Here is a 16895-nt window from a genome sequence, read left to right on the forward strand (position 1 = left end):
ATTGCTATTTTATTTATGAGCGAAGAGAGATCACTGAATTTTTTAGAAGAAATTGTTGAAGAAGATATAGCTGCCGGTAAAAACGGCGGTAGGGTATTAACCCGTTTTCCGCCAGAACCTAACGGTTATTTACACATAGGGCATTCCAAATCCATTTGTTTGAACTTTGGACTGGCACAAAAATACAACGGCAAAACCAACCTCCGTTTTGACGATACCAATCCCACCAAAGAAGAGACTGAATACGTAGACAGCATCAAAGAAGACATCAAATGGCTTGGTTTTGAATGGGCCGAAGAGTTGTATGCTTCTGACTATTTTGACCAGCTATATGAGTTTGCCGTAACCCTGATCAAAAATGATTTGGCTTATGTTGATGACAGCACCGCCGAAGAGATAGCTAAACAAAAAGGAACTCCAACCGAACCCGGTACGCCAAACCAGTACCGTAGCCGTTCTGTTGAAGAAAATCTGCAGTTATTTGCCGATATGAAAGCCGGTAAATATCCGGATGGAGCCAAAGTGCTACGCGCCAAGGTCGACTTGGCATCGCCAAACATGCACCTGCGCGATCCACTGATGTACCGCATTAAACACGCACATCATCACCGCACGGGTGACAAATGGTGTATCTATCCGATGTATGATTTTGCCCATGGCGAATCAGACGCTATCGAAAAGATCACTCATTCTGTTTGTACACTGGAGTTTGTACCACACCGTCCGCTATACGATTGGTTTATTGAAAAGCTCGATCTTTTCCCGTCAAAACAATATGAGTTTGCCCGGTTAAACCTCAACTATACTGTAATGAGCAAGCGTAAGCTGTTGCAATTGGTAGAGGATAAACATGTGGAAGGTTGGGACGATCCGCGGATGCCTACCATTAGTGGCTTGCGCCGCCGTGGTTATACGCCCGCCAGTATCCGTGAGTTTTGCGACCGCATCGGCGTAGCCAAACGCGAAAACATGATCGACGTTGGTTTGCTGGAATTCTGTATCCGCGAGGATCTCAATAAAACCGCCTGGCGCCGCATGGCTGTACTTGACCCGATCAAATGTATCCTGACCAACTACCCGGAAGGTGAAACCGAGATTATGCATGGTGAAAACAATCCCGAGGTTGAGGGTGGCGATGGTAGCCGTGAGTTTCCGTTTAGCCGCGAACTATGGATTGAGCGCGAGGATTTTATGGAAGAGCCACCAAAGAAATTCTTCCGTCTGGGTGTTGGCCTAATGGTACGCCTGAAAAATGCCTATATCATCCGCTGCGACAGCTTTATAAAAGATGCTGATGGCAACGTGACCGAGATCCACTGTACTTATCTGCCCGAGTCAAAATCAGGCAATGATACCAGCGGTATCAACGTAAAAGGCACCATACACTGGGTGAGCGTACCACATGCTAAAACTGCCGAAGTGAGATTGTACGACCGCCTGTTTCAGGTTGAAGATCCATCAAACGAGGATGGTGACTTTAAAGATTACCTGAACCCGAACAGCCTGCAAATATTACCGAAGGCCTATATAGAACCCGATCTGGCCAACGCCACACCAGGTAAAGCCATACAGTTTATGCGTAAAGGCTATTTTACCTTAGACAAATATTCTACTCCAGATCATCTCGTGTTTAACCGCACCGTGACATTGAAAGATGGCTGGGTGAAGAAATAAACGAAGCCCCAGCTCTCTAAAAGGGGAGCTTTTGATTGGCATATTTTTTAAAGCCCGGTTTTCAGGAATCGGGCTTTTCTTGTTTTCGGAGTAAGGGTATATACGCATTAAGGTGTCATGGTTTTATGAAAAAGTTAATGCTATCCATCATAATGCTCGTATTCTTGATGAGCTGCAAAACGCAACAAATATCATTGGGCTTATCCGAGCAAAAATTCACCCGGGATCACCCTACTGCTACTCGTGTAGAACTCTCCGTTTACAGAACCGTTTACCAGGATAATCAGACCACCGAATTTTATTATTTTAAAGACGGTAAGCTATACAAAATGGATCATGGATTTGCACCTTATGGGTCAACAAAGCCGGTACCTACACGTCAATGACTCCTCTCTTAAGGAATTAGGGAGTATATTTTTTGTATACGTTGTATAGGATATTCAGATCGAATTCGGTCATGGTTGGAGTTTCGTCTGTTTGAACAAAGTGACGTTTAAAGGCTACGATGGCTGCGGTAAGGTCGCGGGTATCATAGCCGATGAGTTTGAGGGCCGTGGCATAGTCGAAATTATCGGGTGGAACCTCCAGCAGGTAATCGCGCCAGTAGCCGAAGCCTTTATCGGCGAGCAATTTCCAGGGAAAGAAGGGTCCAGGGTCGGGCTTACGCAGCGGGGCTATATCTTGGTGCCCAATAAAATTACTTGTTGGGATACCGTACACTTTTTTAAGCTGTGTTAACAAGGCCAGCAGGCTTTTTACCTGGGTATCATTAAATGGTTCGTGCCCATTATTATCGATCTCGATACCGATGGAGCAACTGTTCATATCGCTGATACTACCCCAACGGCTGATGCCTGCATGCCAGGCCCGAAGATAGTCATTCAGCATATGATATATCTTACCATCCTTACCCACCACATAATGGGCGCTCACCTGTGGCTTTACCAAAGTAAATGTTTTAAGCGTTTGCTGTATAGAATCCTGCGCGGTAAAATGAATGATCACATAGTTGGGTTTACGCAAGTTAAAATTCACCGTGCCCACCCACTCGCCAGGAATATTAGCGCCTGCACTATCCACCAGCATAGGCACCTGTGTCTGTTCGATCACTTTTACAACCGAATCTGTCTTGCTCGTATACACCTTATTGGTTAAAGCATAAGGCCCTTTCGGCGAACAGGAACTCAAAGCCGCCAATGCAGCTATGGAAAATATGATGTAATGGTAGTTTTTCATGCGGATTGCTAATGTAAGCAAATAACACGCGAGGAGGGAAAGCGTTTTAAATGAATTCTATGTTGCCCATGGCTTGTTTTTTTAGCTGGTTCATAACCAATGGGATTGGCAGCATTAAAGGGCTCTTCAATATCACCAGGGTCGAGCACATTTTTGAGACTTTGCTCTAAATGTGCCCAAACACCGGTTAAAAATCGGATTAAAGCTTTACAGATGGTTTATTACATACTGACCCTTTGAACCGATTGTGAATTTCATTTATTGGGCTTAAAAACCAAATCCAGGATTCGCAATAGGGCATTCCCAAGGACGAGCAAGACGAGCATAAGGGCGACAATCATCTACATTGTCCGATTCTCTACGTCCTTTCCACTTAAGGCCGCCTTTAATTTTTCCCAGGTCTTTGATTTCGAATTCTTTAAACTTTTCCAGTTTGCTTTCTTTTTTTTCCATAATACAGTGTTTTAAGGTTATCCCTCTAATGACCCTCATAAATAGCAGTGATCGTTTTTAGAGAGATTCCAAATTAAACATATGAATTAACATTATCAATTGTTTAACCGATTTCTCAAAAATAAAAAACACTATCATTTTCTGGTATTTCTTATAACCCCGTAAAAATTTATGGAATCACTTATGGGTAAATTTGCTTGCTGTAAAACAGACCAATTACTTAACATAACAACTAACGGGGGCGTTTATAACGGTTACTCCAAATCCCCATTTCCAAAAGTATCACCCTGGTTAATATCTCCCGTTTCGTAGCCTTTTTTAAACCAGTACATGCGTTGGGCGCTGGTTCCGTGGGTAAAGCTATCGGGTTCTATGTGGCCGGTGGCTTGTTTTTGCAGACGGTCATCACCAATGGCGTTGGCTGCCGTGAGGGCTTCTTCAATGTCGCCCGCGTCGAGCACTTTTTTCATGCTTTGCTCGTAGTGAGCCCAAACACCAGCATAAAAGTCGGCCTGGAGTTCCAGCTTTACGGAGAGTTTGTTGTACGCGGTTTCGCTAAGGCGGTTACGGGCTTCGTCCATTTTGGCCGAGGTTCCCAATAGATTCTGCACGTGGTGACCAACCTCATGGGCTATGACATAGGCTTGCGCAAAATCGCCACCAGCACCAAAACGGTTCTTAAGCTCGTCATAAAAAGAAAGATCGATATACACTTTAGAATCTGCCGGACAGTAAAACGGCCCGGTTGCCGCACTGGCATTACCACAGGCCGATTCGGTATAATTTCTAAACAAGCTTAAATGAGGTTTTTCATACGTTTTGCCCATATCGCTGAAGATCTTCGTCCAGATATCTTCGGTATCGGCCAATATCACCCCCACAAACCGTGAGGCATTATCTTTGGATGCGTTTGGATCCCTGGCCTGCTGTTCGGTTTGCACCTGCCCATTGCTGGCAACCTGGTTCAACAATTGCGAGGTATCAACCCCGGTAAAATAGTAAATAGCCAGCGCTATGATACTTATAATACCACCACCCAGGGCAAAACGGCCACCGCCGCCTCCACCACCACCCCGGTTATCTTCTACATTGTCGCTTTCGCGTCTTCCAAGCCATTGCATATTAAGCCCCCAGCCCCCTAAAGGGGGTATTTTAATTTTCTGTAGTACAAGTTACAAATTATTGGACTTATTGTTTACCCTTTTTTGATTGGAGTCCAGCGAAGTGTCGTTGGAATCGAATAGAAAAAAAATAAAAACTACTAAACTGATAGTCTTTTTTTTATATATTCGTAAATATATTATGAAATCACGTAGGGGTAAATCTTTAATATGTTGTAATAGCTGTAGTTAACATCACTAACAGTTGTTTCATTTCTATTAAATTTTACCACCATGATACCTGCCCTACTCATCTGGCTCTTCAAAAAGTACCTGGCCCCGGTCTTAAAGGATAAACATATTAGCCCCTTAACTTTCATCGCGCCTTTAAAAAAAGTGGCGACCCTGCTGGCACTGCTTTACTTTTCATCGGGACTAATGGCGCAGGAGCAAATTGTTAAATACAATGTATTGCACAGCGGCAAAATAGTAGGTCATATGGACCTTTACCAAAAACGCGAGGGCGATGACCTGTCATTGAAAATGATATCGCAGGTAAAAATGCGTTTCATCATGAGCATCCAGGTAGATATCCATGAGGAGTCTGTTTTTCAGAAAGGTAAGCTCATCAGCTCCAGCATTTGCCGCAAGGTGAATGGCAAAGAGAAAGCCAGTCGTCAAACCAAAGCTTGTGGAGATTGCTACCAGACGCTAAACGATGGCAAGAGCGGACAACTTGGCCAAAAACAGATCAGTCAGAACTTAATGCTGCTATACTGCCGCGAGCCCGATAATAACGCGCAGATCTATTGCGACAACTTTCAGCAGTTTTTGCAAATAAAACAGGTATCGCCGCATGTGTACCGCATTGATCTGCCCGATGGTAACTACAATTTTTACTCCTACACCAACGGCGTATGCAGTAAGGTTGATATTCACCACTCGCTGTACACCATTCAAATACAACTGGCCTGAATTTTACAATTACGCTCTTCGTCCGTGAATTTGACTGCCAAACAAGCTATCTTTAACGCAAACTTTCACCCTTTTAAAGTGGAATATAGCGATAGCTCGGTCATCAATTTACTCAAACAAGGCAGTCAAAAGGCTTTCGAATGGCTATTTAAAGAACACTTTAAAAGCCTGCACGCCTATGCCTATACTTTTTTAAAAGATGATGAAATGGCCGAAGAAATTGTACAAAATGTATTTTGCCGGATCTGGGAAAAACGCGATAATCTTAAAACCGATGGTTCGCTCAAATCATACCTTTACCGGGCTGTGCATAACGAAAGTTTGAACTATTTAAAACATGAAAAAGTAAAGGCCAGCTTCGGCGTATATTATGCCGGGCAGCTGCAGCAGGACGAAGAAGAACAGGCATCAACCAAAGTAATGACCATCGAGCTGCAACAACGTATAGAAGAGGCCATGAGCGAGCTGCCACAGCAATGCCGTACTATTTTTCAGCTCAGCCGTTTTGAGCAGCTCAAGTACCAGCAAATTGCCGATCATCTAGGGCTTTCTATCAAAACCATAGAGAACCAGATGGGCAAGGCACTGCGGATAATGCGCCAGAAACTGGCGGAGTTTTTACCCATTATTTTATTTTTATTAACCCGATGGCTACACAATGAGTAACGCCAATATACATATGGATGATGATCTGCTGGTGAAATACCTGGCCGGCGAAGCTACGCCTGCTGAACGCCAACAGGTAGAGGATTGGATGGCCGCCAGTGAAACCAACAAAAAGCTTTTTGCCGATTTTAAACTCATATGGAATCAAAGCCCGGTAACCGATCGAAATGTAAGTGAAGATGACGCGTTTATCCGTTTGAAAAAGCGTATTGACAGTAATGCCGCCCCCCGGCGTGAGGCTGTGATCAAAAAACTGAGCCGCAAACAGTGGATAGGAATAGCTGCATCATTAGTTTTAATATGTACGGTACTCTGGTTAACTTTTAATCATGTTTACGATAATGGTTCGGTTTCATTTGTACGGATAGATAGTAAAGATAAAGTGCAAACCCAATCCCTTCCCGATGGGTCGGTGATCACCCTCAACACCCGATCAACTATTGTGTACCCGGGCCGGTTTACCGGCAACATTCGCCCGGTAAGTTTACAGGGAGAGGCCTTCTTTAAAGTAAGCCCAGATAAAACAAAGCCATTTATAATTAAGGTGAATGATGTAACGGTTAGGGTAGTTGGAACGTCATTCAATATCAAGAGCCGTAATGGCAAAACCGAAGTGATTGTAGAAACGGGTATTGTACAGGTGAGCAAAAAGCAAAACAGCATTGACCTGAACCCGGGCGAACAGGTAACAGTAACCAACGATCAGGCCTTATTAGCCAAACAACAGAGCAGGGGCAAATTGTATAACTATTACCTCACAGGACAACTGGTTTGTGACAGAACTCCGCTAAGTGAGGTAGTAAGTACGCTGAACGAAGTATACAGTACGCACATTGTGATAGCTAATAAATCGTTGGAGAATTTGCCGATCACCACTACGTTTAAAGGCCAGTCGCTTGATGAAGTTCTGGATGTTATTTCCGGTACATTTAAGATCACCGTGATTCGAAATAACCAGCAGATCGTTTTTAAATAGCAACTTCTACCTTATACCATGGATAGTTTACGAAGACATGTGCTTCTCTTCCTGATCATATTTACGCTCCCCCTCGTTAGCCGGGCCACAGAAGGTGAATCTATCCTGGCCAAAAACATCTCTGTTCACGTAAGCAACATGCGTTTGGGTTCGGTGTTAAAAACCATCGAGCAAAAAGGAAATTTTACCTTCTCCTACAACAGCAACATCGTTAAAACAGATAGCCTGGTAACTCTCAATGTCGATAACTGGACCATTAAGGAAGTGCTTGATCAAATGCTCCTGAACCGTTTTGAGTACAAGGAAACCCGCAATTTTGTGATCCTGCGCTACGCTCCCTTACAGTTATCCCTAACTACCGAAAAAGCCATAACCGAAGACGGAGAATACAACATCAGCGGCTTTGTAACCGACGACCGTAGCGGTAAAAAACTGGAAAATGCCAGCGTGTATGAACGCAGTCTGCTGCAATCAACCCTCACCGGTAAGGACGGGCGGTTTGAACTCCACCTCAAAAATAACGGTAAACCTGTAATACTTACCGTAAGTAAAGAATACTACCGGGATACCACGGTCACCTTTCTTTCTGGTGTTACGGTAAACTCCAACCAATCGCAGCTTGACGAGGACGGCTACATGATCAGCAATGATGATGACGGCATTGAGCGCACCGTTCTGGGCCGTCTTTTCACATCTGCCAGGCAAAAGGTACGAGCGACCAATCTGCACGGACTTATTGCGCAGGCCCCCTTCCAGGCGTCGGCCATTCCGGGTGTAAGTACTCACGCCGAGTTTAGCGGCCAGGTAGTCAACGCCGTTTCGCTGAACGCGGTTGGTGGCTATAATGCAGGCGTAGACGGCTTTGAACTGGGCCTGATCTTTAATCTGGATAAAGGAGACGTAGGGGCCGTGCAAATTGCCGGGATATTCAACGTAGTAGGCGGTAATGTGAATGGTATACAGGTTGGCGGTCTTTACAATAATGTACTGGGCAGCGTTCGGGGCATACAGCTTTCGTTACTGCACAACAGTGTGAAACGCGATCTGAACGGCATACAAGTAGCCGGGCTATATAATCACACGCGGGGTTCGGTAAGGGGTATACAATTGGCGGCTCTGGGCAATATTGCCGGGCAAAAATATAGCGGCATGCAAATAGCCGGATTGTTTAATTATACCCATAACCTGCGTGGCGTACAATTGGGGCTCATCAATGTGGCCGATACTTCATCGGGTTACAGCATCGGGCTTATCAACATTGTACGTTATGGCTATCATAAACTAGCCCTGTCATCCAACGAAACATTGAACGCCAATATTGGCCTCAAAACCGGCAGCAAAAACCTGTACACCATATGGACAGGTGGCCTCCGGGTAAATGACAATAGTAAACTATACGCCTTCGGTTTTGGTTTCGGTCGCGAAATGGGCATGGGTAAGCACCTGGCCTTTAATCCCGAAATAACCGAACAATATGTTTACCAGGGCAACTGGGCCCGTACCAACCTGCTGGGCAGGCTTGATGCTTCCTTAACCTACCATGTTGCCAAAGCATTTTCTATTAATGTAGGGCCGTCGCTTAATCTTTTTTATTCCGACCAGCGCAACGCAGTCAATGGATATGCTTACGTCAAGGACCTGCATCACAGCTTTATCAACAACAGCAACAGCTGGACCGGTTGGGTTGGCTGGACGGTTGGGGTGAGTTTCTTTTGATGGATTTACCCTGACCAGCATGAAGCATAGCCGACTCACCCGGCCCACGCTTTGCTGGACCACCCCTCTCTTCGGCTTCGCCGCAAAGAGGGTAAAAAATTAAAAACCCCCTCTTTCCGCCGCAGCCGAAGAGAGGGGTGACGAGCGCAGCGACGCCGGAGTGAGTCAATACCTCGCATCCGATTCTTATCTTCTGTCTACTGATGTTATACCCAAAGCCCCACCATTTTGCTAAAAAGTGGGTTTACATGGTTTACACTTTTTTGGGCTAACGCGCAATTATGTCACTAACAATCAACACATTACATCAATTTAACACAAAATAGTGTAAACCCTCTTTTTTGCTGTTTTCAAAATAAAAGTCCCTGGCGTTATACCCGTTTTAATACATTACCATTAGCGGTATCAACCCATATTGATCCGGGATTTAGGCCCGTTGCCGAAGTTGGCAAAAGCGATAAATCAAACTGTTCAAATTTCAACCGGCCAAATGCAATGGGTTCTCTGGCATGGTAAACTCTTACCCTGCCAATAGCTACGGTTCCGGAGCTGCTGTTCAACCCGGCGAAATTAACATTAAGCTGAACCGCATTATCCCTAAAAACAAAGGGGAATCTAAATCGCTGCCATGAATCAGGAACCATACATATCCTTTGAAAATGGACAGCGCCTCCGTTATACTGTATTTGTACCACGATGTTTTGTAATGGTGTTGCCCCGGCTTTTACCAGATCAAATTCTATCCAACTTGGACTTCCTTTGATAACACTGCTATTAGAAAGATATCCCAAGGCAAAACTCCCTCCCGGTATATTATATTGCCTGGCTTCCGTTCCACCCGTAGCATCGGTAAGAGATCCAACGATGGTAGTCCCCCCGTTTACAGACAAAGCCCCTGTAGTTATAGAGCTATACAGTTGTACAAACCCGGCATAATCCTGGCCACCCCCTGTATAAGTATGAATGTTAACCGGATTACCGTCATATTGCGAAAGCGAATCCGTTAATATCCCCACACCCAAACCATTTGATATATTTAGCGGCATGGTTAAAATGCCGTAATCGAGGCCAGTATTGTCTTCAAACAAGTTTCCCTGATTGCTGTAATTCGGTGTCGGGGCGTTCAAAAAGTTCAGCAAAAAAGATGGAGATATGCCATCAAATACGTTTTGCGAAATCGTGCACAACCTGACGTTTATTGTTGTAGTGTATATAAAAGGGATGCTCACCGAACCGCTCACTTTATTTGATTTTATCAAATGCCCGGTAATATATCCGCTTGATGCATTTTGCAGATTAGGTAAACGGTCACCATTATATGTTCCGGACAACTCATCTGCGTATACAATTCTATAATCTATGCTGCTTTGGTTCTCGTTACCAAACTTATTCCCCTCAATGAATAAGCCGGTGCCCGGCACTGTGGCGTTAGCATTCGGAACTATCCAAACGCTCATCCTTGATTTTCCGTCGCCACCTGTAAACTGGATAAAGTCGTTCCCCCATATATTTGAACTTATGCCGCCGCCTCTTATCTTAATGTGGATCCGGTTTGATAGAAAATTACAGCCTTCAATAATGGTTTTGTCGGCATTATTGCCGATTGCCACACCAATTGGATTAATTGGGTTAAGTGGATCCGGAGAATTGGCCGAAGCCTTAAAAACACAGTTGCTGATTCTCCAATAGGGTTCATCTGTTCCATTACTTTGGATTGCACATTCTGTATATTCGAAAAAATTACAAAAACGAAATGCCTTTAAGTTAGATCCGTTACTTCCCGGAAATGTTGATCTGAATGCTCCTAATCCCCCAGAGAATGTGATGTTTTCAATTAACATGTCCGTTTTACCTCCTGCAGTATCAATAAAATACGAAGATGTACTAATTGATATGGTGGTTACACCAGCTCCATCCCCCGAAATAAACAACCGGGGATTGTTAAAGTTAAAGCCAGATCCGCTATACATGTAACTACCTGCCGGAAAACGCAATGACTTGGTTTTAACATTACAATAGGTAAGCGCCTTAGTAATATTGCCTGTATAATCAGTAGATCCGGGAATAGCGCCAAACCAGTTTGCGTTGATCACATCTGTAACTATCCTTTTCCAGCGGCCGGTTGCAGCGGTGGTTTGGATTATTGTTCCGCCATCCTGGGTTTCGGTACTTAAGCTATCCCAATAAAATTCCCCTCCTCCTCCGTCATTCACGGCATAATAGCCCAATAACTCAATAGTTTGTTTGTCTGTAGTACCTGGATAATTTGTAAGATCTGCAATGGTATTGATAGATCCTGAAATGGGGTTTGGTGTTGTTGGCATGATGTATTTTTAGGTTAAGGATTGTTTAGATATAACATTTTTCCAAATTGGTTTATTGTGGTTGTTATATAATTTAATTCCTTCCATATTCTCTGCTTGAACCCTTAACTTCTTTCAAAAAAACCCGGCCATTATAGCCGGGTCTTCTTACACAATCACTTTATTTAAACTTTCTTATTGCACCTGGAACATATTGTTAAAGTTTGTTCCATCCGGATAGTAACCTGAGATAACCAGGTTGCCATTGCGCAGGTTGGTGATGGCTTTGTCGATATCGGCCACACTGTTGATAGGCTGTTTATTGATGCTGGTGATTACCGATCCAACCGGGATCTCAAAGTTATCAAACAAACGGCCTTCACGCACCTGGGTTACTTTTACACCTGAGTTTACATGGAACTTCGCTTTTTCGGCACCGCTCAATGGTTGGAAACTTGCACCCAATTTGTTAAACAGCTCCTCGGCCGATTTTGAAACGGCTGCGGTACGGTTTGTTGGTGTAGCATCAGCCTTAAGGGTTACGGCAAATGCTTTCTCCTTACCATCACGCAAAACAGTTACATTCAGTTTATCACCTGGCTGCATCCGGCCAACATGCTCCTGCAGGTCTGATGATTCATAAACAGGTGTACCCTCTACTTTGGTAATGATATCTCCTTTTTTAATACCGGCCTGCTCGGCACCACCGCCTTCTACCACGTCATTAACATATAAACCATTGTTATTGGTAATGTTCAGTTTCTGAGCAACATCTGGGTTAAGTTCGGTAAAGCTTACGCCCACAAAGCCACGTTTTACGGTACCGTATTTTTTAATATCGTTCAGTACTTTTTTGGCCAGGTTAACCGGGATGGCAAAGCCATAGCCTTCATATGAGCCTGTATGCGATGCGATAGCCGCGTTAATACCCACCAATTCGCCTTTGGTATTTACCAGGGCGCCACCACTGTTACCCGGGTTAATAGCCGCATCTGTTTGGATAAATGATTCGATAGCTTTATTCAGTTTTGGAGCGCCTTGCTGATTGCGGGTACGACCAAACGGATTATCATCATCGCCATTATCCTGGCTGCCAATGATGCCTATATTACGGCCTTTGGCGCTCACAATACCCGCGGTTACGGTTGACGTTAAGTTAAATGGATTGCCCACGGCCAATACCCACTCGCCTACTCTCACTTCATCAGAGTTACCCAGTTTAACAATGGGCAGGTCGTTAGCGCTGATCTTGATCAGGGCCAGATCGGTGCTTGGATCGGTACCAATAACCTTAGCCTGGAAAGTACGGTGATCATTGGTGGCTACAGTAATTTTATCAGCCTTTTCAACCACGTGATTGTTGGTTACAATATAACCATCGGGCGAAATAATTACTCCTGAGCCAGATGCCATTTGCGGACCGCGCTGCGGCGAACGCTGACCAAACATATCGCCAAACATTTGCTCCATCATGTCCTGGCCTCCGCCCGATTGACTGCTGTACGTAGTACGAATATACACTACCGCGGGGGTCGCCGCTGCTGCCGCTTCGGTAAAATCGAGCGACCCTGTTGATGATACGATCGGGGTGGATTTATTACTGGTAAAATATACTTTTTGCTTTTCTTCAAAGCTCATGTTATCTGAGTATTTATTCTCGATAACCTTGTATGCGCCTAAAGCAAGTGCACCTCCTACAAAAGCGGTTAATAGTGTTAAACCTATCTTTTTCATTTATATTTGCCTTTCTTTATTTTGTTTATATAATTTAACAACTCAAATTTAATACCATATAGACTACATAGTCAACCATTAGTTAAAGGTTTTTTTGTTAAAATTTGTTAAATTAATTACCGTTGCTATTTTAATTATGGCCCTTAGTTTGGTAAATGCTAAATAGCTGATATTAAATGACATTATTGTGAATATACGATTTTATAAATACCAGGGCGCAGGTAACGATTTTATACTGGTTGACAACCGTGAAGCTAAGATAGATCATACCAACCCCAAACTCATTTCTTCGCTTTGCGACCGTCGTTTTGGTATCGGCGGCGATGGGATGATGTTTTTGCAAAACAAGGAAGGCTTTGATTTTGAAATGGTTTATTACAACGCCGATGGTGCGCCCAGCAGCATGTGCGGCAATGGAGGGCGTTGTATTGTAGCCTTTGCTAAGTTCCTGGGTATCATCGATTCGGAGACTGAATTTTTGGCGGTCGACGGCCCACATCATGCCAAAATTTCAGATAGCGGCGATTGGGTGAGTCTGCAAATGATCAATGTTGATCAAATTAATACCGATAACGACGCTTATGTGCTCAATACCGGATCACCCCATTATGTAAAACAGGTAGAAGACCTGGAGCATAGGAATGTATACCAGGAAGGCAAAGCCATCCGCAATAATGCCACTTATCGCGAAAAAGGTATCAATGTAAATTTCGTAGAACCAACTACCGACGGATACTTTGTTCGCACCTTTGAACGTGGTGTTGAAGACGAAACCTTTGCCTGCGGAACAGGTGTTACCGCGGTGGCCCTGGCCATGGCCAGCCATAACAACAAAACCGGGCACATCACTACCCCTATTAAAGTTTTAGGCGGCGATCTGAACATCCGTTTTAATTACGATGGCAAAGTATTTACTGATATTTTTTTAGAGGGCCCAGCGGTGCAGGTATTCAGTGGCGAGGTGAGTCCTCCTGCCCTCTGAAGGGGAAGTCTTTAAACTATGATCCTGAAGCTATGCTATGATAGTGGGGCATTTTTTTGCCTTTTTACCTGGTGATCATGCCAATCAATAGTTCCCCTTTAGGGAATTAAATAGCCTAAAAAAATAAAAGCCCCCCAGACTTGCTCCGGGGGACTTTCAACCTAAACCTTATCACAATTAAACCGGTAAGTTTACCAGTTCATGTAAGATTATACAATTACTATACCAAAACTACCACGGGTTGTAAATTTTATGATTATGTAATGTAAAATACTTTAACTTACACTAAAATCTGATACCCGGATTACATAACTGACTAATTGTTTGGTCACCTGTCGGTTTTGGCAGACACACCACATACTTATTGTAACTGCCTGGTGGTCTTTTTTCTATGCAGATAGGCATCTGTTAAAAACAAAGCCAACACTACATCAAATATCAAAAACCACTTTACAAGCGGGCCGCTAAAAACACTGTTGGTGCTGGGTAGCTTTACACCGGCAGGTAGTTTAATATCCGCTGCACTGATGTTAATTCCGGAAACATGAACGTTGGCAAAAACAACTACCAATAGTGCCAATATGGTAAATACAAAGAAAATGGCGATGCCCAGGATAACACGCTTATCGATATTGGCCTTTAGCGGCTGCATGGCATTCTCGGCACGGATGGCTTCCATTACGTTATAAGTAAAGGCCATAGGCGGCTCATCCAGCTCCATAGCGGCAAACTCCTGGTTAAGCGCCAGTAGTTCCTGATACTTTTGAGCGTACGCCTTATCCTGCTCAATAAGCCGGGCTATGGCATCCTGCTCAACCGGGCTGCAGGTGCCATCAATATAATTCCAGAGTTTTTCCTCAATCGTGTTCATATCAGTTCTTTCACCTCTTGTTTTAAATTTTGCTCCAGCTTCTCTTTCAAACGCTGGCGTGCTCTAAATAGTTTAACCTTAACCGTATTTGTTTCCATCCCCAATGCCTGAGCGATTTCTTCCAGTGATTGCTCCCCTTTATAAAAAAGGGTGATAATGGTAGCATCATCAGGCAGCAATTGTGCTATGGCCTGGTTAAGGTAAAACGACCTTGATTTGTTCTCGATATTGTTGGTATCATAACCCGATTCCTGGCTTTCAACCTGGATAAAGGTATTTTCATCATCGATGGAATCTGTTGCTACCCGTTTTTTTCTTAAAAATGTCATGGCAGTAGTATAAACTATACTGTACAGCCATGTACTGAATTTCGACTGCCCCTGGAACGATGCCAGCGAGCGGTACGCTTTTATAAAACAATCCTGGGCAATCTCTTCGGCATCTTCACGCCCTTTTGCAAAACGCAAAGCTAAAGTAAATACAAACCGCTGGTGCCGTTTAACCAGGTCGGCATAGGCCGATTGGTTACCCGCCAGGCTTTGTTCTATAAGTTCGATATCTGAAAGCTTGCTTTGCATGTGTTACAACCTCTCTGACGCCGTGGTTTTAAATCAGGTTACATGGTTACGTAAATTTAGTAAAAATTTAACCCCATCCCTATCTTGTTTTGGCCTAAAATTCAAAACAAAAGCTGTAGCTTTATATAATTCTGATAACTAAGCCAAGGCACAAATAAATTATAACACCTGTTACATATTAAACTTTTGGTACGTTATCATAGTCACATAACATATAATATTTATAAAATAACTATCACATGAAACCTTTCATGAGCCGCCCAACAAACACAAATGCGGTTCTGGAGAGTTTCGCAATCTAAAAACAACTTACCCCATGAAAAAGCTACTTATCCTTGCAGCACTAATTATGACTACTTATGGAACCTTCGCGCAAACGGTTGATCTGCGCCGCAAAATTGACGTTACCGGCATTGCCGAACAGGAAGTTACCCCCGACATTATATATGTTTCTATTTCACTACAGGAATATATGAACGGTAAAAACCGGGTTACTATTGATGTTTTGGAAAATCAATTGGAAAAAGGTGTAAAAGACGCCGGAATCCCTAAAGAGGATTTTACCATAAACGATGTTTCGGCCTGGAACAACACCTATCAAAAGAAAAAAGCTCCTGATTTTTTGGCCGGCAAACAATACCTGGTTAAAGTTACCGACCTGAATAAATTTAACCAGATACTGGCCAAGGTTGACCCAAAAGGTATTCAATCAACCAATATTCAGAGCTATGACTACTCCAAGATCAATGAGTTGAAAAACACCTTGAAATTAAAAGCATTATTATCGGCCCGTGATAAAGCCGCGTTCCTGGTAAACGGCCTGGGTGATAAATTGGGCTCTGCAATAAGTATCAGCGAAAGTGATAACAGCAGCTTTCCGCAGCCTCGTACTATGATGATGTTTAAATCAGCTGCCGCAGATGCTGCCGGCCCGGCTGAATCTGATATCGACTTTAAAAAAATAAAACTGAGCTTCCAGATACAAGCTACGTTTGAAATAAAATAAGGCTTTTAAGATAAAAGCCGAAAGGTAAAAGGCGAAAGGTGATAAATCTTTCGCCTTTTTTATTGAACTATTTTTTCAAAAAAACTTTCTCCTTTGACCTTTAGCCCTTCAACCATCTTTTTTTTACTAAGGGTGTAACCTGTTTAAAAACAGTGTGGTCATAGCTTACAAATACACCGCATTGGTGATTTAGAAACAAGAAAAAAAATTAATTAACTTATTAAAATTGAAATAATATGGAAACTGCTCAACTGGGTGTATTAGCTGGAATTTTAGTACCCCTCGGCTTCTTCGCCATGATCTTCGGGATCGTTTATCTGAACAAGCGCGAAAAATTATCAATGATTGAACGTGGTATGGATCCACGTAGTTACAAACCACAATCAGCTCCTTATCAAAACTTAAAGTGGGGATTACTACTTATCGGTTCGGGTGTTGGTTTATTCCTGGCCTTTATTTTAGATCATACCATATTCCGTTCTATGGATGATGAGGCCTTTTTCCTTTACGTAGCCCTGATCGCGATATTTGGTGGTGCCGGCTTAGTGCTCTCTTACCGGATAGAAAAAAAGGAAGTATTGGATAAAGATGAGCTTGCGCTGCAAAAATAATCAGCAGGGAAAGC

At 43.5% G+C, this 16895-nt stretch carries 17 protein-coding genes; 9 read left to right on the forward strand and 8 right to left on the reverse strand.

The window, feature by feature from the left end; genetic code table 11:
- Nucleotides 1-15: 15 nt before the first annotated feature.
- Together FHW89_RS06205 and FHW89_RS06210 are read left to right on the forward strand one after the other, a co-directional pair.
- Nucleotides 16-1674 (forward strand): glutamine--tRNA ligase/YqeY domain fusion protein, encoded by a 1659-nt coding sequence (locus tag FHW89_RS06205; RefSeq protein WP_172334155.1) that lies wholly within the window; start codon nucleotides 16-18, stop codon nucleotides 1672-1674.
- A 152-nt stretch (nucleotides 1675-1826) separates the two neighbouring features.
- Nucleotides 1827-2060, forward strand: a complete 234-nt coding sequence (locus FHW89_RS06210) for a hypothetical protein (protein WP_172334156.1) — start codon at nucleotides 1827-1829, stop codon at nucleotides 2058-2060.
- A gap of 16 nt (nucleotides 2061-2076) precedes the next feature.
- Here FHW89_RS06210 and FHW89_RS06215 read toward each other — a convergent pair whose 3' ends face one another.
- The 4 genes from FHW89_RS06215 to FHW89_RS06230 all read right to left on the reverse strand — a co-directional run bounded on the left by FHW89_RS06215 (nucleotide 2077) and on the right by FHW89_RS06230 (nucleotide 4484).
- On the reverse strand, nucleotides 2077-2910 hold the full coding sequence (locus tag FHW89_RS06215; RefSeq protein ID WP_172334157.1) for an N-acetylmuramoyl-L-alanine amidase: 834 nt from the start codon (nucleotides 2908-2910) through the stop codon (nucleotides 2077-2079).
- An 8-nt stretch (nucleotides 2911-2918) separates the two neighbouring features.
- Nucleotides 2919-3125: a neutral zinc metallopeptidase gene (locus tag FHW89_RS06220; protein ID WP_172334441.1), complete on the reverse strand. Its 207-nt coding sequence runs from the start codon at nucleotides 3123-3125 to the stop codon at nucleotides 2919-2921.
- 52 nt (nucleotides 3126-3177) lie between these two features.
- Nucleotides 3178-3363, reverse strand: a complete 186-nt coding sequence (locus tag FHW89_RS06225) for a hypothetical protein (protein WP_172334158.1) — start codon at nucleotides 3361-3363, stop codon at nucleotides 3178-3180.
- Between the two features lie 254 nt (nucleotides 3364-3617).
- On the reverse strand, nucleotides 3618-4484 hold the full coding sequence (locus tag FHW89_RS06230; RefSeq protein ID WP_172334159.1) for a neutral zinc metallopeptidase: 867 nt from the start codon (nucleotides 4482-4484) through the stop codon (nucleotides 3618-3620).
- A gap of 273 nt (nucleotides 4485-4757) precedes the next feature.
- Here FHW89_RS06230 and FHW89_RS06235 point away from each other — a divergent pair, with 273 nt between their 5' ends.
- The 4 genes from FHW89_RS06235 (at nucleotide 4758) to FHW89_RS06250 (ending at nucleotide 8796) form a co-directional block, all read left to right on the forward strand.
- Nucleotides 4758-5438, forward strand: a complete 681-nt coding sequence (locus FHW89_RS06235; RefSeq protein ID WP_172334160.1) for a DUF6134 family protein — start codon at nucleotides 4758-4760, stop codon at nucleotides 5436-5438.
- Between the two features lie 78 nt (nucleotides 5439-5516).
- Entirely contained in the window at nucleotides 5517-6104 is a 588-nt protein-coding gene (locus FHW89_RS06240) for an RNA polymerase sigma-70 factor (protein ID WP_172334161.1), read from the forward strand.
- Nucleotides 6097-7080 (forward strand): FecR domain-containing protein, encoded by a 984-nt coding sequence (locus tag FHW89_RS06245; RefSeq protein ID WP_172334162.1) that lies wholly within the window; start codon nucleotides 6097-6099, stop codon nucleotides 7078-7080. The genes FHW89_RS06240 and FHW89_RS06245 overlap by 8 nt, the downstream gene beginning before the upstream one ends.
- A gap of 18 nt (nucleotides 7081-7098) precedes the next feature.
- Nucleotides 7099-8796 (forward strand): hypothetical protein, encoded by a 1698-nt coding sequence (locus FHW89_RS06250; protein ID WP_172334163.1) that lies wholly within the window; start codon nucleotides 7099-7101, stop codon nucleotides 8794-8796.
- Nucleotides 8797-9167: 371 nt separating this feature from the next.
- Here the strand turns inward: FHW89_RS06250 and FHW89_RS06255 are convergent, their stop codons facing one another.
- A complete protein-coding gene (locus FHW89_RS06255; RefSeq protein ID WP_172334164.1) occupies nucleotides 9168-11120 on the reverse strand; it encodes a hypothetical protein in 1953 nt (650 codons plus the stop codon).
- Between the two features lie 174 nt (nucleotides 11121-11294).
- Nucleotides 11295-12833, reverse strand: a complete 1539-nt coding sequence (locus tag FHW89_RS06260) for a Do family serine endopeptidase (RefSeq protein WP_172334165.1) — start codon at nucleotides 12831-12833, stop codon at nucleotides 11295-11297.
- 187 nt (nucleotides 12834-13020) lie between these two features.
- On the opposite strand from FHW89_RS06260, the gene dapF reads away from it, so the two are divergent.
- Nucleotides 13021-13815 carry a diaminopimelate epimerase gene (gene dapF, locus FHW89_RS06265; protein WP_172334166.1) on the forward strand — a complete coding sequence of 265 codons (795 nt, stop codon included), beginning with the start codon at nucleotides 13021-13023 and terminating at the stop codon, nucleotides 13813-13815.
- 361 nt (nucleotides 13816-14176) lie between these two features.
- Here dapF and FHW89_RS06270 read toward each other — a convergent pair whose 3' ends face one another.
- Both FHW89_RS06270 and FHW89_RS06275 read right to left on the reverse strand, forming a co-directional pair.
- On the reverse strand, nucleotides 14177-14686 hold the full coding sequence (locus FHW89_RS06270) for a hypothetical protein (protein ID WP_172334167.1): 510 nt from the start codon (nucleotides 14684-14686) through the stop codon (nucleotides 14177-14179).
- Nucleotides 14683-15264: an RNA polymerase sigma factor gene (locus tag FHW89_RS06275; RefSeq protein ID WP_172334168.1), complete on the reverse strand. Its 582-nt coding sequence runs from the start codon at nucleotides 15262-15264 to the stop codon at nucleotides 14683-14685. The genes FHW89_RS06270 and FHW89_RS06275 overlap by 4 nt, the downstream gene beginning before the upstream one ends.
- A 316-nt stretch (nucleotides 15265-15580) precedes the next feature.
- Between FHW89_RS06275 and FHW89_RS06280 the strand changes: the two genes are divergently transcribed.
- Together FHW89_RS06280 and FHW89_RS06285 are read left to right on the forward strand one after the other, a co-directional pair.
- The gene (locus FHW89_RS06280) at nucleotides 15581-16270 is read left to right on the forward strand and encodes an SIMPL domain-containing protein (RefSeq protein ID WP_172334169.1); all 690 of its coding nucleotides are present in this window, start codon (nucleotides 15581-15583) and stop codon (nucleotides 16268-16270) included.
- A gap of 236 nt (nucleotides 16271-16506) precedes the next feature.
- Nucleotides 16507-16881 carry a DUF6249 domain-containing protein gene (locus FHW89_RS06285; RefSeq protein ID WP_172334170.1) on the forward strand — a complete coding sequence of 125 codons (375 nt, stop codon included), beginning with the start codon at nucleotides 16507-16509 and terminating at the stop codon, nucleotides 16879-16881.
- The last annotated feature ends 14 nt before the right edge of the window (nucleotides 16882-16895 follow it).

The organism is Mucilaginibacter sp. SG564 (assembly GCF_013149275.1).
GTDB lineage: Bacteria > Bacteroidota > Bacteroidia > Sphingobacteriales > Sphingobacteriaceae > Mucilaginibacter.